The 18,180-nt window shown below is 67.4% G+C and carries 14 protein-coding genes; 9 read left to right on the top strand and 5 right to left on the bottom strand.

Annotation, left to right across the window (positions count from 1 at the left end):
- The first annotated feature begins 77 nt into the window (after positions 1–77).
- Genes IFJ75_RS11630 through IFJ75_RS11615 form a run of 4 tightly spaced genes read left to right on the top strand, consistent with a single transcriptional unit; the run spans position 78 to position 9,127 of the window.
- The gene (locus IFJ75_RS11630) at positions 78–1,397 is read left to right on the top strand and encodes an efflux RND transporter periplasmic adaptor subunit (protein ID WP_207868354.1); all 1,320 of its coding nucleotides are present in this window, start codon (positions 78–80) and stop codon (positions 1,395–1,397) included.
- 4 nt (positions 1,398–1,401) lie between these two features.
- Positions 1,402–4,536, top strand: coding sequence for an efflux RND transporter permease subunit (locus IFJ75_RS11625; protein ID WP_207868353.1), 3,135 nt, complete (start codon positions 1,402–1,404; stop codon positions 4,534–4,536).
- Entirely contained in the window at positions 4,533–7,715 is a 3,183-nt protein-coding gene (locus IFJ75_RS11620; protein WP_207868352.1) for an efflux RND transporter permease subunit, read from the top strand. The genes IFJ75_RS11625 and IFJ75_RS11620 overlap by 4 nt, the downstream gene beginning before the upstream one ends.
- Positions 7,712–9,127 (top strand): efflux transporter outer membrane subunit, encoded by a 1,416-nt coding sequence (locus IFJ75_RS11615; protein WP_207868350.1) that lies wholly within the window; start codon positions 7,712–7,714, stop codon positions 9,125–9,127. Before IFJ75_RS11620 ends, IFJ75_RS11615 begins: the two co-directional genes overlap by 4 nt.
- Positions 9,128–9,137: 10 nt before the next feature.
- Here the strand turns inward: IFJ75_RS11615 and IFJ75_RS11610 are convergent, their stop codons facing one another.
- The 5 genes from IFJ75_RS11610 to IFJ75_RS11590 are packed head-to-tail and all read right to left on the bottom strand — an operon-like array spanning position 9,138 to position 13,975.
- Positions 9,138–10,010: a flagellin gene (locus IFJ75_RS11610; protein WP_207868349.1), complete on the bottom strand. Its 873-nt coding sequence runs from the start codon at positions 10,008–10,010 to the stop codon at positions 9,138–9,140.
- Entirely contained in the window at positions 10,007–11,701 is a 1,695-nt protein-coding gene (flgK, locus tag IFJ75_RS11605; RefSeq protein ID WP_207868348.1) for a flagellar hook-associated protein FlgK, read from the bottom strand. The genes IFJ75_RS11610 and flgK overlap by 4 nt, the downstream gene beginning before the upstream one ends.
- Complete coding sequence (locus tag IFJ75_RS11600; RefSeq protein ID WP_207868346.1) at positions 11,698–12,045, bottom strand: hypothetical protein; 348 nt, start codon at positions 12,043–12,045, stop codon at positions 11,698–11,700. The genes flgK and IFJ75_RS11600 overlap by 4 nt, the downstream gene beginning before the upstream one ends.
- Positions 12,045–13,310 (bottom strand): flagellar hook protein FlgE, encoded by a 1,266-nt coding sequence (gene flgE, locus IFJ75_RS11595; RefSeq protein WP_207868344.1) that lies wholly within the window; start codon positions 13,308–13,310, stop codon positions 12,045–12,047. The genes IFJ75_RS11600 and flgE overlap by 1 nt, the downstream gene beginning before the upstream one ends.
- Positions 13,311–13,321: 11 nt before the next feature.
- On the bottom strand, positions 13,322–13,975 hold the full coding sequence (locus IFJ75_RS11590) for a flagellar hook assembly protein FlgD (RefSeq protein WP_207868342.1): 654 nt from the start codon (positions 13,973–13,975) through the stop codon (positions 13,322–13,324).
- Positions 13,976–14,200: 225 nt separating this feature from the next.
- Between IFJ75_RS11590 and IFJ75_RS11585 the strand changes: the two genes are divergently transcribed.
- The 5 genes from IFJ75_RS11585 to IFJ75_RS11565 all read left to right on the top strand — a co-directional run bounded on the left by IFJ75_RS11585 (position 14,201) and on the right by IFJ75_RS11565 (position 18,081).
- The gene (locus IFJ75_RS11585; protein WP_207868340.1) at positions 14,201–15,025 is read left to right on the top strand and encodes a flagellin; all 825 of its coding nucleotides are present in this window, start codon (positions 14,201–14,203) and stop codon (positions 15,023–15,025) included.
- Between the two features lie 72 nt (positions 15,026–15,097).
- On the top strand, positions 15,098–16,786 hold the full coding sequence (gene fliD, locus IFJ75_RS11580; RefSeq protein ID WP_207868339.1) for a flagellar filament capping protein FliD: 1,689 nt from the start codon (positions 15,098–15,100) through the stop codon (positions 16,784–16,786).
- Positions 16,779–17,168 carry a flagellar protein FliS gene (locus IFJ75_RS11575; RefSeq protein ID WP_207868336.1) on the top strand — a complete coding sequence of 130 codons (390 nt, stop codon included), beginning with the start codon at positions 16,779–16,781 and terminating at the stop codon, positions 17,166–17,168. The genes fliD and IFJ75_RS11575 overlap by 8 nt, the downstream gene beginning before the upstream one ends.
- A 96-nt stretch (positions 17,169–17,264) precedes the next feature.
- Positions 17,265–17,921 carry a sigma-70 family RNA polymerase sigma factor gene (locus tag IFJ75_RS11570; protein ID WP_207868334.1) on the top strand — a complete coding sequence of 219 codons (657 nt, stop codon included), beginning with the start codon at positions 17,265–17,267 and terminating at the stop codon, positions 17,919–17,921.
- Complete coding sequence (locus tag IFJ75_RS11565; RefSeq protein ID WP_207868332.1) at positions 17,890–18,081, top strand: hypothetical protein; 192 nt, start codon at positions 17,890–17,892, stop codon at positions 18,079–18,081. The genes IFJ75_RS11570 and IFJ75_RS11565 overlap by 32 nt, the downstream gene beginning before the upstream one ends.
- The last annotated feature ends 99 nt before the right edge of the window (positions 18,082–18,180 follow it).

Here is an 18,180-nt window from a genome sequence, read left to right as displayed (position 1 = left end):
CTGGGCCGTTAGGACCTGGCATTCGGAATATGGCGCCGCATGCGCCGGATCGGCGCCGCGCGAGCATTAAAGAGACCATGACCCAGAACACCGACCCCTCGCTGAAGACCGAACCCCAAGCCTCGGGCGCCTCCCGCCCGCGCCAGATCGGCCCGCGTCATCTGACCCGCACCCAGAAGCTGATCGGCACGGTGGTCGCCCTGATCGTCGTCGGCCTGCTGGCGGTAGTGGTGGCCATGTCGCTCGGCGGCGACAAGGGCGGGGACGGCCAGCAGGGCGGACCGGGCGGCCCCGGAGGACCCGGCGGCGGACGTCGCGGCGGTCCGGCCAGCACGGTGGGCGTGGCCACGGCGGCCAGCGCCGACATCCCCGTCCTGATCGAGGCGCTCGGCACGGTGACACCCGCCGCGACCGTGACGGTTCGGCCCCAGGTGTCCGGCGTGATCACCCAGGTCTTCTTCCGCGAGGGCCAGATCGTCCAGCGCGGCCAGGTCCTGGCCCAGATCGATTCCCGCGCCTTCCAGGCCCAGCTGACCCAGGCGCAAGGCGCGCTGCAGCAGAACACGGCCCAGCTGGCCGCCGCCCGCGTCACCCTGACCCGCTATGAGACCCTGCAGGGGCAGGACTCGATCGCGACCCAGGACGTCGACACCCAGCGTGCGCTCGTCCAGCAGCTGGAAGGCGCCGTCACCGCCAACCGCGGCGCGGTTCAGGCAGCCCAGCTGAATCTGACCTTCAGCCGGATCACGGCGCCCGTCACCGGCCGCATCGGCCTGCGGGTCGTCGATGTCGGCAACTATATCGGCGCGGGCGACAGTTCGGGCCTGGCGGTGATCACCACCACGACGCCGATCGACGTCGAGTTCACCGTGCCCCAGGACAAGATCCCGGCCATCCAGCAGCGCGTCTATTCCGGCGCGACCCTGCCGGTGCTGGCGCTGGACCGCACGCGCACGACGACGCTGGACACTGGCACCTTCTCGACGCTGGACAATGTCGTCGGCACCACGACCGGCACCGTGCGGGGCAAGGCGCGCTTCGCCAATGCCTCGGGCGCCCTGTTCCCCAGCCAGTTCGTCAACGTCCGTATCACCCTGGACACCCTGAAGGGCGCCGTGGTCGTGCCCGCGACGGCCGTGCGTCAGGGAACGGACTCGGCCTTCGTCTGGCTGGTCAAGGCCGACAACACCGTGACCAAGCGGACCATCGTCACTGGTCAGGCGACCACGACCCAGGTCGTCATATCCTCCGGCCTCAGCCTCGGCGACAAGGTCATCACCGAGGGCGGCGACCGGCTGACCGAGGGCGGCAAGGTGACCGTGGCGGGGCAGGCTCCGGCCGCCGGCGCGCGCGGTCAGCACTCGGGCCAGCGGCGCAACCGTCAGCAGGCCCAGTAAGCCGATGAGCCCCTCGCGTCCCTTCATCCAGCGCCCGGTCGCGACCGCACTGCTGATGCTGGCCATCGTGCTGGCTGGCTTCGTCGGCTTCCGCATGCTGCCGCTCTCGGCCCTGCCGCAGGTCGACTATCCGACCATCCAGGTCCAGACCCTGTATCCGGGCGCGAGCCCCGAGGTCATGAGCCAGACCGTCACCGCCCCGCTGGAACGCCAGCTCGGCGAGATGGCGGGGCTGGACCGGATGAGCTCGGTCAGTTCGGCCGGCGCCTCGGTCATCACCCTGCAGTTCGGGCTGAACGAGACGCTGGACGTCGCCGAACAGGAGGTCCAGGCCGCGCTGAACGGCGCGAGCGCCCTGCTGCCCGCCGACCTGCCGGCGCCGCCGACCTACGCCAAGATCAACCCGGCCGACGCCCCGGTCCTGACCCTGGCCATCACCTCCGACACCCTGCCGCTGACCGAGGTGCAGAACCTCGTCAACACCCGCCTGGCCCAGAAGATCAGCCAGACCGCGGGCGTGGGTCTGGTCAGCCTGTCGGGCGGCCAGAAGCCGGCGATCCGCATCCAGGCCGACACCCAGGCCATGGCCTCCTACGGCATCACCCTGACCGACATGCAGTCGGCGATCACGGCCGCCAACGCCAACGGCGCCAAGGGTAGTTTCGACGGCCCGACCCGGACCTATACGATCAACGCCAACGACCAGTTGCTGACGGCCGATGACTACAAGAACCTGATCGTCACCTATGCCGACGGCGCGCCCGTCAGGCTGTCGGACGTGGCCAGGGTCATTGACGGCGCCGAGAACTCGAAACTGGGCGCCTGGGCCGACGAGAAGCCCGCCATTCTGCTGAGCGTCCAGCGCCAGCCGGGCGCCAACGTCATCGCTACGGTCGACGCCATCAAGGCGCGCCTGCCCGAGCTCCAGACCCAGCTGCCGGCCGCCGTCGACATGCAGGTCCTGACCGACCGGACGACGGGCATCCGCTCGTCGGTGCATCACGTCGAGTTCGAACTGGTTCTGGCCATCATCGGGGTGGTGCTGGTGATCTTCCTGTTCGTGCACAGCCTGCGCGCGACCCTGATCGCCAGCCTGGCGGTGCCCATCTCCCTGATCGGCGCCTGCGGGGCGATGTATCTGCTGGGCTACAGCCTGAACAACCTCAGCCTGATGGCCCTGACTATCGCGACCGGCTTCGTCGTCGACGACGCCATCGTCATGATCGAGAATATCTCGCGCCACATCGAGAAGGGCGAGAAGCCCATGGCGGCGGCGCTCAAGGGCGCGGGCGAGATCGGCTTCACCATCATCTCGCTGACGGTGTCCCTGATCGCGGTGCTGATCCCCTTGCTGTTCATGGGCGATGTGGTCGGGCGGCTGTTCCGCGAATTCGCCATCACCCTGGCCATCACCATCCTGATCTCGGCGGTGGTCTCCCTGACCCTGACGCCGATGCTGTCGGCGCGCTGGCTGAAGCCGGAATCCGAAGGCGAGCTGAAGGGGATCAGCCGCTACAGCGCCCGCCTCTTCGCCGACGTCGAGCGGCGCTATGAAAAGGGTCTGGACTGGGTGTTGCGACATCAGCCCCTGACGCTGGGCATTGCGGTGGCCACCGTCGCCCTGACCGCCGTCCTCTATCTGGTCATCCCCAAGGGCCTGTTTCCCGTGCAGGACACCGGCCAGCTTCTGGCCCGGACCGAGGCGACCAGCTCCATCTCCTACGCCCGGATGAGCGAGCTGCAGCAGCAGGCCGCCAAGGTCATCCTCGCCGACAAGGACGTGAAGTCGCTGAGCTCCTTCATCGGAGTGGACGGGACCAATAACGCGACCCTGCACAACGGCCAGATGACCATCAACCTGAAGGACGGTCACGGCTCGCAGGACAAGATCATGGCTCGGCTGAAGTCGGAGGTCAGCGAGATCGCGGGCCTGCGCCTGTTCCTGCAGCCCACCCAGGATCTGACCATCGACACCGAGACCGGCCCGACCCAGTACCGGCTCGCGGTCGAGGGCGCCGACACCGCCGTCGTCAAGGAATGGGCCGGCAAGCTGGCCGCCGCGATGGAAAAACAGTCCAAGCTGCGGAACGTCTACAACGACGCCAGCGCCACGACCTCGGCGGCGCTCGTCGACGTCGATCGCGACACAGCCGCCCGTCTGTCGATCACCGCGTCCCAGGTGGACGAGGCCCTCTATAGCGCCTTCGGCCAGCGGATCGTCTCGACCATCTTCACCGAGACCAACCAGTATCGCGTGATCCTGGAGGCCGACCCGACCCTGGTCACCGACCTGAACACCTTGGGCCAGCTGAACCTCAAGGCCGAGGGCGGGGCCGCGCCGCTGAGCGCCTTCGCCACCATCCGCGAGCAGCAGTCCCCGGTGCAGGTGACCCACGTCGCCCAGTTTCCGGCGACGACCATCGGCTTCGACGCCGCGCCCGGCGTCTCGCTCGGCGCGGCGGTGTCGCAGGTGCGGGCGGCGATCAAGAGCATCGACATGCCGGCCAGCGTGACGACGACCTTCCTCGGCAGCGCCGGCGCCTATGAGAACTCCCTGACCAACCAGCTGTGGCTGATCCTGGCGGCGGTGGTCTGCGTCTATATCGTGCTGGGGGTTCTGTACGAAAGCTACGTCCACCCCCTGACCATCCTGTCGACCCTGCCGTCGGCGGGCGTCGGGGCCCTGTTCGCCCTGCTGATCACCGGCAACGATCTGGGCGTTATCGGCATCATCGGGCTTATCCTGTTGATCGGTATCGTGAAAAAGAACGCGATCATGATGATCGACTTCGCGATCGATGCGGAGCGGACCGAGGGCAAGTCGCCGCGCGAGGCTATCTATCAGGCGGCGGTGCTGCGCTTCCGGCCGATCCTGATGACGACCATGGCCGCGCTACTGTCTGCCGTGCCCCTGATGCTGGGCATGGGGGAGGGCGCGGAGCTGCGCCGTCCGCTGGGCATCGCCATCTTCGGCGGCCTGCTGGTCAGCCAGCTGCTGACCATGTTCACCACCCCGATCATCTACCTGGCCTTCGACAAGCTGGGGCCGAGAAAGACCCCGACCGGCGCCGCCGGTTCGTCCGAGGACGACGGCCCGCTGTCCAAGGACCTCGAAGGTAATCCGGAGCCTGCCCGGTGAACCTGTCCCAGCCTTTCATCCGGCGGCCGATCGCCACCATCCTGCTGAGCATCGGCCTGGCGCTCGCGGGCATCGGCGCCTTCTTCGTCCTGCCGGTCGCGCCCCTGCCGCAGGTCGACTATCCGGCCATCTCGGTGCGGGCCAGCCTGTCCGGCGCGAGCCCCGAGACCATGGCCTCCAGCGTCGCCACCCCGCTGGAGCGCCGGCTGGGCGTGATCTCCGACGTCAATGAGATGACCTCGTCCAGCTCCTCGGGCTCCACGCGGATCAATCTGCAGTTCAACCTGAACCGCAACATCGACGGCGCGGCGCGCGAGGTGCAGGCGGCGATCAATGCGGCGCGGGCCGACCTGCCCGCCTCGATGCGCAGCAATCCGACCTATAACAAGGTCAATCCGTCCAGCGCCCCGGTGATCATCCTGGCCTTGACCTCGGACACCAAGACGCCGGGCCAGATCTATGACGCGGTGTCCAACACCGTCTCCCAGCGCATCGCCCAGGTCGACGGCGTCGGCGAGGTCGAGATCGGCGGCGGCTCCCTGCCGGCCGTGCGAGTCCAGATCAATCCGTTCCAGCTCAACACCTACGGCATAAGCCTGGAGGACGTACGCGCCGCGATCGAGTCCGCCAATGCCGACCGGCCCAAGGGCGCGGTCGAGGGCGACGGTCGCCGCTTCCAGATCTACACCACCGCCGCGGGCCGCAACGCCACCGACTATTCCAACCTGGTCATCGCCTGGCGTGACAACGCCCCGGTCCGGCTGTCGGACGTGGCGACCGTCGCCGACAGCGTGGCCGACACCCGCACGCTCGGCCTGTTCAACGGCAAGCCGGCGATCATCGTCCTGATCACCCGCGAGCCGGGGGCCAACGTCATCAAGACCGTAGATGGCGTCCGCGCCGTGGTGCCCGAGCTTCAGGCCCAGCTGCCCAGCGACATCAGGATCCAGGTGGCCTCGGACAGCACCAACTCCATCCGCTCGTCCCTGCACGAGATCGAGCTGACGCTTATCGTGTCCCTGATCCTTGTGGTGCTGGTGGTCTCGGCCTTTCTGCGCACGGCCTCGGCGACGATCATCCCGGCTGTGGCCACCGTGGTGTCCCTGCTGGGGACGTTCGGGGTCATGTATCTGCTGGGCTTCTCGCTGAACAACCTCTCGCTGATGGCGATCACGGTCGCGACCGGTTTCGTCGTCGACGACGCCATCGTCGTGCTGGAGAACACCCAGAGGCACATCGAGGCCGGGATGGAGCGGGTCAAGGCGGCGTTGCTCGGCGCGCGCGAGGTCGGCTTCACCGTCCTGTCGATCAGCGTCTCACTGGTCGCCGTCTTCATTCCCCTGCTGTTCATGGGCGGACAGGTCGGACGGCTGTTCCGCGAGTTCGCCGTGACCCTGTCGGTCGCGGTGATGATCTCCCTGGTCATCTCCCTGACACTGACGCCGATGATGTGCGCCTTCATGCTGAAGCGGCATCCCGAGGGTCACCGCGAGAACTGGCTGGCGCGCCAGTTCGAGAAGGCCTTCACCTTCGTCCAGAACGTCTACTCCTGGTGCCTGGACTGGGCTTTGGCGTGCAAGCCGCTGGTGGTGCTGTCGCTGGTCGCGATCATCGCCCTGACCGGCTACCTCTATGTCGTGGTGCCCAAGGGCTTCTTCCCGCAGCAGGATTCCGGTCAGCTGATGGCCGGGGTGCGGGCGGACGAGAGCGTGTCCTTCCAAGCCATGTCGACCAAGCTGAAGACGGTCGTGGACATCATCCACAAGGACAAGGCGGTCGACACCGTCGTCGGCTTCACCGGCGGCGCCCGGGCCGGCGGGGCCTTCATGTTCGTCAATCTGAAGCCGCTCAAGGAGCGGGGCGAGAACGGTCAGGCGGTCATCGCCCGACTGCGGCCGCAGCTGCAGAAGGTCGCCGGCATCAGCGTCTTCCTGAACCCGGTGCAGGACGTGCGCATGGGCGGGCGATCGTCGAACTCGACCTATCAGTACACCCTGATCTCGGACTCCAGCGCCGACCTGAAGACCTGGGCCTCCAAACTGGCCGAGGCGATGAAGGCCCGGCCCGAACTGACCGATGTCGACTCGGACCAGTCCGAAAACGGCGTCGAGACCTTCATCAACATCGACAAGGACACGGCCGCGCGCATGGGGATCACGCCCCGGGCCATCGACAACAGCCTCTACAACGCCTTCGGTCAGCGGCAGGTCGCGACCATCTATGAGGACATCAACCAGTATTCGGTCATCATGGAGTGGCAGTCGGCCTTCGCACAGGGTCCCGAGGCCCTGAACGACGTCCAGGTCCCGACCAGTGGCACAGGTGCGACCACCAATGCCGTGACCAACCCGGCCCTGCGCGATCCCTCGACCGGCACGGCCCTGGCCACCACAACCACGCCCATGACGCCGCTCTCGGCCATCTCCAGCGTCAGCCAGCAGCCGACCGCGACCTCGGTCAATCACCAGAACGGGGAGCTGGCCACCACCGTCTCCTTCAACCTGGCAGACGGGGCCAATCTGGACGACGCCAAGGCCGCCATCGCCGAGGCCGAGGCCTCGATCGGCATGCCCATCAATGTGCGCGGCTCCTTCGCCGGCACCGCCGCCAGCGCCAATGATCTGGCCAAACAGATGCCACTGCTGATCGGCGCGGCCCTGGTCGCCATCTATCTGGTGCTGGGTATCCTGTACGAGAGCTACGTCCACCCGCTGACGGTGCTGTCGACCCTGCCGGCAGCGGGCGTCGGGGCTGTGCTGGCCCTGATGCTGTTCAACATGGAGTTCTCGGTCATTGCCCTGATCGGGGTCTTCCTCCTGCTCGGCATCGTGAAGAAAAATGCCATTCTAATCATCGACTTCGCCTTGGATGCCCAGAGATCGCGCGGGCTGACGGCGGTGGAGGCGGTGCGGGAGGCGTCGCTGCTGCGCTTCCGCCCGATCCTGATGACCACACTGGCGGCAGGGCTCGGCGTCCTGCCGCTCGCCATCGGCTTCGGCGAGGGGGCGGAACTGCGCCGTCCCCTGGGCATCACCATCATCGGCGGCCTGATCGCCAGCCAGCTTCTGACCCTGCTCACCACCCCCGTCGTCTACGTCTATCTCGACAAGCTGCGGGGCAGGAAACGCGACGAGAGCGCCCTTGCGCGCCACATCGAACCGGAGACCACGACCGCATGACCCGCATCCCTGCAAAGACAGCGGCGGCCCTGTTCGGCGTCGCCCTGCTGACCTCCGCCTGCGCCGTGGGGCCGAACTATGTGGTCCCGACGACGGTCGCCGCGCCACTCAGCTTCAAGGCCCCGACGGGCTGGAGCGTGGCCGCGCCCGGCGACCGTCTGGACCGCGGCGACTGGTGGACCCTGTTCGGCGATCCGGTCCTGAACGATCTGGCCGCCCGCGCCGAAACCGCCAACCAGACCATCGCCGCCGCCGAGGCCTCATATCGTCAGGCCCGTGCCGCGACGCGCGAGACCCGGTCCAGCCTGTTCCCGACCGTGGACCTCAGCGGCTCGGGCGCGAAGTCCGGCGGCGACGGTTCGACCGCCGACAGCGAGAGCTATCAGGTCGGCATCGGGGCCAGTTGGGAGCCGGACCTGTGGGGACGCATCCGCCGTTCGGTCGAGAGCTCCAACGCGCAGACGGAGGCCAGCGCCGCCGATCTGGCCAGCGCACATCTGTCGATCCAGGGCGAGCTGGCGGCAAATTATCTGAACCTGCGTGAGGCCGACGCCGAGACGGCCATCCTGAACCAGACCATCGTCGCCTATGAGCGGGCGCTGACGATCACCCAGAACCGCTACGACGCCAAGATCGCGCCGCGCACCGACGTGCTTCAGGCCCAGAGCCAGCTGGCCACGGCGCGCTCGACCCTCGTCGGGCTGGAGCGCACCCGCGCGACCTATGAGAACGCCATCGCGGTTCTGGTCGGCGAGAACCCCAGCAGCTTCACCCTGGCGGCGGTTAGTGACTGGACCCCGGTCGTGCCTGACGTGCCTCTGGGCGTGCCGTCGGAAATTCTGCAGCGCCGTGCGGACATCGCTTCGGCCGAGCGGGCGGTGGCGGCGGCTAATGCGACCATCGGGGTGGAGCAGGCGGCCTTCTTCCCGACCCTGTCCCTGACCGGATCGGCGAACTCCTCCGCGTCGAGTTTGGGCGACCTGTTCTCGGCCTCGACCAATGTCTGGTCGCTTGGGCTGGGTCTGGCCGAGACGGTGTTCGACGCCGGCGCGCGGGGGGCACGCGTTGAACAGGCGCGCGCCGCCTATGACGGCACGGTCGCGACCTATCGCCAGACGGTGCTGACCGCCTTCCAGGACGTCGAGGACCAGCTGACGGCGACGGGGGTTCTGGCGCGCCAGTACGCCCTGCTGCAGGAGGCTTCGACGGCCGCCGACCAGACGGAGGCGGCGATGCTGAACCAGTATCGCGCCGGACTGGTGGCCTATACCGACGTCATCTCCGCCCAGACCAGCGCCCTGACCGCGCGCCGCAACCTGCTGCAGGCCGGCGTCGATCGCCAGACCACGGCGGTGGCGCTTATTCAGGCCCTGGGTGGCGGCTGGACGGCGGCGTCTCTGGCCAATCCGTAGATTCGGGGCCCTAGCGCAGATAGTCGGACAGCTTGACCGACATCAGCATGTTCAGGGTCGAATAGGCCGTCTGCAGCTGGGTCTCGTACTGGGTCGCCAGGACCGACGCCTCGGCCAGATCGGCCTCCTTCAGGGTGCTGACCAGATCGGACAGGGCCGAGGCCCTGGCGTCCGCGCGGTCGGCGATGGCCTGAAGCCGCGTCGCCCCCGCCGACAGCCCGGCCTGCAAATCCGCGACGTCCGAGGCGCCTGTCTGGACCTGATCCAGCGCGGTCGCCGCATCCGAGGTCCCGTTGATCAGACCCTTCAGCGCCTCGACCAATTGGGCGATGGCCGGGTCGCCGGCGTTGACGCCCAGAGCCACCGTCTGACCATCTGAGGCCGTGAAGACACGCTCGTCCGTGCTGCCCAGATAGTAGCTGTCGGCGGCGCCCGAGACATAGTCGGTCAGGTTCACCGCCGTGGCGTCGGTCGCGGTCCCGGCGAACAGGGACTGGTCCGAGAACTGGCCGTTGAGGATGCTCTGCAGGTCTTCCAGCCACCCCTGGGCCGTCGCGGCGAGGTCCGTCGTGTCATTGGCGCTGACGGCGGAGGCGAGGGTGGTGGAGATGGTGTCCGTCAGGTCGGTGATCGTCCCCAGCGCCGACCACGACTGCTGCAAGATCGTCAGGGCGCTGGTCGCCGCCGCCGACTGGGCGGTCGCCGTCTCATAGGCCGTCTGCTGGCGCGTCAGGGCCCCTGCCGAGACGCCGAGCCCGCCGAAGGTCGAGGATTTGAGCCCGCTCGCCGTCTGGGCCTGCACGTCCGCCAGCTTCGCCTGGGTCCCGAGGCTCTGGTTCAGGAGGTAGAGGGACTGGCTGAAGGTCGCGACCCGGCCGATCATGACGCCGCCATCGAAACCAGGGTGTCGAACATGTCCTTGATGGCGCTCATCAGCTGGGCGGTGATTTCGTACTGCTGCTGATAGAGGCTGACGAGGGCGGTCTGTTCGTCGAGGTTCACGCCCGTGACGTTGCTGAGGCTGTTCTGATAGCTCTCCGACAGGGCGGTCGAGAGGGCCGCCGCGCTGGAGGCCTTCGACACCGTCGAAGCGGCCGAGGCGAGGACGTTGGAGGCGTAGAACAGCAGGCTGGTGGTCTGGGCCGACAGCTTGCCGGAGGCGGGCAGGGCGCGGTCGGCGCCCAGGGCCGTGAGCATGGCCTGGACGCCGCCTGTTCCACCCGAGGCGACCGCGCTCGCATTGACGGCCGCCGACGAGTTGAGGGTCGAGGTCGCCAGCTTGCTGCTGTCGGACAGCAGGCCGGCGGAGACGCGGATGGTCGAGGCGTCCGACCCCGTGAAGACATCATTGAAGCCCAGATACGCGTTCAGCGTCTCGCCCGAACTCGTCAGGGCCGCGCTGGTGTCCAAGGCGATCCCGCCGCTGGCGCTGGAGATCGTCAGCTTGCCGTCGGTCAGGCTGGCGGTGACGCCGGACACCCCGTTCAGGGCGGTCATCAGATCGGCGACGGTGCTGATCCCGGACAGGTCGAGCGTGGTCGATCCAGTGGAGGTCCCCGAGGTCGTCATCTGGACGACGGTCAGACTGCCGGTCAGGGACAGGGCGTCGCCGGAGGCGACCGACAGGCTCGATGTCAGGCTGGACGGCGGATAGGCGGCGGAGCTGGCAGCGGCGGTGTTGACCGCGTCGATCACCCCGGCGGCGAGCGTATCCAGCGCGGCCTGTTCGGCGGGCAGGATAGTGTCCCGCAGGGCCAGCAGACCGCCCAGCTCGCCGGTCGTCAGGCTGGAGGTCACATCGTGGCCGTTGACGGTCACGCCTGACAGACTGTCGGGATAGGTCGTCGAGGCCGAGACCGCGCTGGTCGAGAAGCCGAGGACGCTGGCCGTGTCCCCGACCAGCTGCTGGCCGCTGGTGGTGTAGACGTTCAGCCGCCCGGAAGCGTCCTCATAGCTGGTCACCCCGATCAGGCTCGCCAGCGAGGTCATGGCCGTGTCGCGGGCGTCGGCGAGGCTGGCCGCATCGCCCTGACCGGAGACGATCCGGGCGTTCAGGCCGCTGATGGTGGTCAGGAGATCGTTGATCTGGGTGACGGTCGCAGCGATGGCGCTGTCGGCGTCCTTGCGCAGCGACTGGATGCCCGAGGACAGGTCGCGCAGGCCGTCGGCCAGTTCGCTCGCGGCCGACACCACATCGGAAGCGCTGGTCGTCGAAGAGCCCGAGGCGAGGCTGGTCAGGGCCGTGGACAGGGCGGAGGTCAGGCTGGCGATGTCCGAACCATCGTCGGTTCCGCCGAGCAATGTGTCGTAGCGGCTCAGGGTGTCGTCGACGGCGGTGTCATAGCCCGCCTGGGCCGCGCTGGTGATGACCGACTTCAGCAGATAGCTGTTCGTGGCTCGGGTGACCGTGCCGGTGCTCAGACCCAGGATCGACGTCTGGGACGTCGCCGCGTAGGTCTTCGAGGTGTAGCCGGCCGTGCTCGCGTTCGCGACATTGGTCGTGCTCAGGGCGACCTGATACTGGGCCGTCGACAGGGCCGCAGAGGCGTTGGCGAGGACGCCGCCCAGGCTCATCTGTCGCCTCGCGGCCGGGACCGGCTGAGGCGCACCCCGGCGCCATAGGCGTCACGCGCCCCGGCGCCGTGGTTCAGGCAGACGATCTCGGCGGCGTGGCTGGCCATCCCGGCGCGCAGCACCTCGGCCCGGGTCTTGAGCGCGGCTTCCAGAAGCTGGACGTCGGAGATCAGCACGGCCCTGTCGTCCCAAGGCAGGGTCGCCAGCTTCGCGGCGATGTCGCGCGCCATGGCGGCGGCCTCTTCGTAGCCCTCGATGATCGGCAGGCTGAAGCCCGCGCCGCGCGAGCGCCGGGCCTTCGCCAGCAGCCGTTCCAGATTTTTCGCCGGATCGGAGCCGGGCATCAGCGGACGACCGAGATCAGGGTGTCGAACATGTCTTTGACGCTGGACACCACCTGGGAGGCGGCCGAGTAGGCCTGCTGGGCCACGATCATCTTGTTGAACTCGGTCGCCGTGTCGGTGGTCGAACCTTCCAGGGCGCTGGAGACCACGTCGCCGCCCGCGCCGACACCCGACAGGTTGATCTGGGCCTGACCGCTGGAGGCGCTGGCCTTGAAGGTGGTGCCCGAGACCTGGGTCAGGCCCGAGGCGTTGGCGAAGGTGGCGACCGGGATCTTGTAGATCGTCTTGGTCAGGCCGTTGGAGAAGGTCGCGCTGACCGTCCCGTCCGAACCGATCGAGACGCCGCTGAGGGTGCCTGCCGCCATGCCGTCGCTGGTGATCTTCGTCACCGCGATGGTCGGGTCGGTGGCGCCGGAATCGTACTGGGTCAGGCCGGTCGACGAGCCGACGGCGCCCAGGTTCAGCGCGACCGTGGCGTCCGAGGCGCCGTCGTTGAAGCTGAAGGTGACCGACGACGGATCCGGATTGATAACCGACGGCAGGCCGTTGCTGTCGAAGGTGATGCTGACCGTATTGGTCGCCGCCGTCCCGGTCTCCTCGCCGCTGCCGGCCGAATAGGGATTGCTGACCGCCAGCGACCAGGTGTTGGCGTCGGTCTTGGTCCAGGTCTGGTCGAAGATGTGGGTCGCGCCGAGGCTGTCGATCACCGAGGAGGTGGTGGTGAAGCTGTCGCCGACGGCGGCGTCGGCCGGCAGGTTGGCGGCGACCGTCAGACTGGTGCTGGCCGAGGCGGGCGAGGTCAGGTTGGAGACGTTGATCGCCTGCAGGCTGGAGGCGCCCGTGGCGGTCACCACGCCATCGGCGTCGGTGGCGTAGCCTTGGAGGTAGTAGCCTTCGGAGTTGACCAGATAGCCGGAGGAGTCGGTCGTGAAGCTGCCGTTGCGGCTATAGGCCAGGTCCGCGACGCCGCCGGTCGGGCTGCTGGTCACGGCGAAATAGCCGTTGCCGTTGATGGCCAGGTTGGTGTCGACCGTCGAGGTGGAGATCACCCCCTGAACCAGCATGGCCCGGCTGAGCGAGGTCGAGACCCCGCCAGCGGCGATGCTGGATTCCATGCTGGAGGAGACCAGCGACTGGAACGACGTGTCCTTGACCTTGTAGGCGGTGGTCGAGGAGTTGGCGATGTTCTCCGAGATCGACGACAGGGCGACGCCCTGGGCGGTGAGGCTGGAAACGGCGGAGGCGAGGGCGCTGGACAGGGTCATGGGGGCGCTCCTCAGGCCGAGGCGTAGAGTTTGAGGATGTCGTCGGCGGAGATGACCGCGTCCCCGGCCTGATAGGCCGTGGTCCCGCTGTCGAAGGTCACCGCGTCGATCTGGGCGAAGGCGGTCACGGCGTTGACCGTGCCCACGCCGTCGGCGTCGCTGGACACCGAGGTCAGGGTCAGGACGTCGCCATCCTCGACGCCCGTGAGGTCGGACTGATCGAGGGAGAAGGCGTGCTGGCCGCTGGCGGTCTCGCCCGTGCCGGACCAGACCACTTCGCCGTCCTGATTGGTCACCACCAGGGCCGTGGAGGCGGCGTCCGATCCGACCGTATAGGTCCAGGAGGCCGAGCCGCCCTGGACGGGGGCGTCGGTGCTGTCGATTTCGGCGGTCTTGCCGATGTAGTCCGCGCCGCCCGAAGTCAGCATGGCGGTCAGGGACGAGGACAACGCCGAAAGACTGTCGTTGGTCTCGGTCTGGGCCCCCAGCTGGGCATAGCCGACCAGCTGGTTGGTGAAGTCGGTGACGTCCGTCGGCTCGAGCGGGTTCTGCGTCTTCAGCTGGGTGACCAGGATCTGCAGGAACTGGTTCATGTCGAGCGTCAGGGCCGACGACGAGGATGTCGCTGCCGAGGTCGTCGTCGCGACGGATGAAACGGTGGTCATGGCGTCGGCCCGGTCCGGTTGCTGTCACGGGTTCAACGAGACGACCGAAACGGATGGGGCGCGAAAAAATGCGCGGGCCCTGATTTTTCTCACGGCGAAAGAAAACGCGCCCCAAACGCGTCGGCCGCTCCGTTCCATCTGCGGGACCGGAGACGAGAAACGTTCTCCGACCCCTCCGGCGTGCATTCCGCGCGCCGGCGTCAGTCTGGAGAGAACGAGGAAAGAATGCCTGTCATCTCAACGAATACCGCCGCCAACACCGCCCTGCGCTATCTGAACGCCAATTCGGCGGCGCAGTCGGCCTCGGTGGCGAAACTGTCGAGCGGCCAACGCATCCAAAGCGCGAAGGACGACGCGGCCGGCCTGGCCACGTCGACCAACATCGCCGCCGATGTGGTGGTGCTTGAACAGGCCTCCATCAACGCCCAGCAGGGAACCGCGGTGCTTCAGACCGCCGACGGCGCCCTGTCCCAGATCAGCGACATCCTGCAACGCATGAAGTCGCTGACGGCCCAGTCCCAGACCGGGTCGGTGGACGATGATGGCCGCGCCAACATCGATGCGGAGTACCAGCAGCTGCTGGAGGAAATCGGGGACATCGCCTCCTCGACCAACTTCAACGGCTCGACCCTGCTCGACGGCGCGGGCGACTATGCGAGTGGCGTCTCCTTCCTCCTGGGCACCAGCAGCACCGACACGCTGACAGTGACCATCGACGGGGTGACGGCGAGCGATCTCGGCATCGACAGCACCAGCGTGGCCACCGCGGATGACGCGGCGGATGCGATGGACGCCATCGATACGGCGATCAACACCATCTCGACCTCGCGGGCCAATGTGGGCGCCAGCCTGTCGCGCTTCGACTATCGGGCGAGTGTCATCGACACCTCGCTCGAAAACCTGGAGGCCGCGAAATCGGCCATCAGCGACGTCGACCTGGCCTCCGAGCAAACCAACTACACGACGCTCTCGACCCTGACCCAGGCGGCCATCGCCGCCCTGAGCCAGGCGAACAGCATGAGCCAGTCGCTGTTGAAGCTGCTCCAGTAAAGGCGCGGGCGGGGGTTCGCCTCCGCCCGTTCCCCTGCCCAGCCGCTTGACCCATCTGAACGGACAAACCCCATGGCCAGCGTCGCCGCCACTGCCTCGACCTCCGGGTCGGCCAGCTACATCACCTCGATTTCCTCGGGCCTGGACACCGACGCCCTGATCGATGCGGCGGTGGCCCAGAAGACCGCGCGCGCCGACACAATCGACGCCAAGGTCACCGAGAACACGACGAAGATCAGCGCCTATCAGGAGGTCCAGACCCTGGTCGCGGCCGTGTCCGACGCCATGGAGTCTCTGGCGCTGCCGGCCTGGTCCAGCCTGGGGTCGGAGAACGCCTTCGACAACCGCTCGGGCTCCCTGACCACCGCCTCGGGCGCGGCGGTGTCGGGTCTGGCCGTCGACGTCGACAGCGAGGCGGCGACCGGCATCTATTCCATTGAAGTGGTCCAGCTGGCCCAGGCGATGAAGGTCGCCGCGACGGCCGCGCCTTCCACGACCGCGCTGGGTCTTGCCGGGGTCATGTCGGTCGGCGTCGAGGGCGGGACCGCCGCGAACATCACCGTCGCCGCCACCACGACGCTCAGTGACCTGGCCAAGGCCATCAACGCCCAGACCTCGACCACCGGCGTCCAGGCCTCGCTCGTGAAGCTTGATGACACCAACTATCAGCTCGTGCTGTCCGCCGTGGACACCAATGAGACCATCGTCCTCGGGACTGTCAGCGGCGACGACGTGGCCCGGTCGGTCGGCCTGACCGACGCCGATGGCGGCTTCACCAACGTTCTGCGCGAGGCCCAGCCGGCCATCATCACGGTGGACGGCGCCACCGTCACCCGTTCAACCAATGAGATGACCGACGTCATAGACGGGGTCAGCTTCTCCCTCGCCGGGGTCACGACCGAGGCCGTCACCCTGACCATCACGGCTGACAACTCCGGGGTGAAGACCGCGATCAGCGACTTCGTCACCGCCTACAACGCCCTCAAGCAATATGTGCTCGACCAGCAGGCGGTGTCGTCCAGCGGCGGGGCCTCGGACGACGCGGTCCTTTTCGCGGACAGCCTGTTGCGCTCGCTGGACCAGACGCTGAAGACCCTGATCAACGGCGCCAGCGCCTCGTCCTCGGGCGACATCAGCCGGCTCAGCGATATCGGCATCACCTGGACTTCGGACAATCTGCTCGAGATCTCGGACGAGACCGCGCTCAACGACGCCATCCTGTCCAATGCGAAAGCCCTGGAGAGCTTCTTCGAGACCGACTTCACCGCCTCGGACTCGGGGCTGAAGCTGCTGCGCAACAATACCTCCAGGTCGCTGGACTTCACTTTGTCGATCACGATCGACGAGAGCGGGGCGATCACCGGCGTCACGGCCGATGGCGACGACGCGGCCTTCACCATCTCCGGCTCCCGTGTCGTGGGGGCCACGGGCACGGCCTATGAGGGCATTACCTTCATCCTGGCGCCGGCCTCGTCCGGGGACATTTCGGTGTCGATCCAGCAGGGGTTCGCCAACCTGCTGACCCAGGCGATGACGCTCTACGACAGCTCGACCACCAGCCTGATCCAGCAGCGCATCGACTCGATCGAGACGGTCAACGAGGACCTGACCACCCGGTCCGACAAGATCCGCACGGACGCGGATGCGTATCGCGAAAAGCTCGTGACCAAATACGCGAACATGGAGGCCGAGCTGACCCAGGCCAAACTTCTTCAGGCCCAGATCGCGGCCATTCTCGGGAACACTGACGACGATGAGTAACACCGCCTACGGACGGGCCAGCATGGCCTATCGCGCCTCGGGTCTGCTGATCCACGAGCCCGCCAGCGTCGCCCTGGCCCTGCATCAGAAGCTCTACGCCGCGGTGACCTCGGCAAGCCTTGCCGAGGAGCAAAATCGGCTCGACGAGATGACGACCCACGTCCAGACCGCCACCAGCCTGCTTACGGCTATGAGAATGCACATGAATTTCGAACTCGCGGGGGCTGATGGACGCCGTCTGGCCGAATTCTACCGCCGGCTCCAGCGCCAGATCGTCGCCGCCGGAATGTTGCGGGAGGGAAGCCCGGAGTGGTCGAACATAACCGCCCAGATACGCAATGTTATGTTGGGGCTGTCCAAGGCCACAAGCCGGCAACACTAGGCGCCCCAAGCTTACATCATTGAAATATAAGGAGAAAATGTCAGATTTGGCATGTCGATTGCTGCGCGTAGGGCAGTTGAATGCTGGATCTGACCGATGTCCGCCAAGCCCGCGCCCGCTCTGAAACAGACCGTCCTCGAGCCGGTCGTCTGCCGTGACGACCTGCCCGACGAGGTCCTCTACGTCCGCCTGAGGGAGGGAGATGATCTGTGCCTTCGGGTGCTGATGGATCGCCACAGCCGCATGGCCCAGATCATCTGCCGCAACATCGTCGGCGACCCCGACGAGGCGATGGATGTGGTGCAGGAGGTCTTCTTCACCCTGTGGCGCCGGGGCGGGTGGACGGCGGAGGGGGCGAAATTCTCGACCTGGCTGCACCGGGTCGTGATCAACCGGGCCATCGACCACCGCCGCCGCCGGCGCGACGCCCCGACCGAAGACACGGTGTTGGCCACCGCGCTCGAGGCTCATGACGACCACGGCCCGCTCCCGGCGGATCGCGCCATCGAACAAAGACAGGCGGGCGACCGCCTGAGAGCGGCCGTCGAACGGCTGCCGGACGCCCAGAAGCAGGCCATGCGCCTGCACTATTTCGAAGACGCCGACGTGCCCGAGATCATGGCGCGGATGGCCACCACCGAGAGCTCGGTGCGTTCACTGCTCAAAAGGGGCAGGATGGCGCTCCGGGACGATTTGCGGAATCAGAAGAAGCTCTGGACCCATGACCATGACCGAATGGCGCGACCATCTTGAAATCCTCGGCCCCGACCTCAGCGTCTGGCCGCCGCGCCTCGCCGAGGCGGGCATCGCCCTGATGAGCATATCGCGCGAGGCCCAGGACATTTTCGCGGTCGCCAGCGGCGCTGCGGCGCCGGAAGCGGCGCCGACGGGCGTACAGCCTTCCGCTAACTGATCAACCGTCACCAATCCGCGGCTGGAGCTTCATGCGCCGGTCGCCGCCCTGTCGCCTGACGGGCACGGAGCGCCGCTAACTCCTGCGAAGCTGTGCAGG

The sequence above is a fragment of the Brevundimonas goettingensis genome, from assembly GCF_017487405.1.
In the GTDB taxonomy this organism is placed as follows: Bacteria; Pseudomonadota; Alphaproteobacteria; order Caulobacterales; family Caulobacteraceae; genus Brevundimonas; species Brevundimonas goettingensis.
The sequence above is the reverse complement of the archived record's forward strand: the minus strand, read 5'-3'. Positions and strand labels throughout refer to the sequence as shown.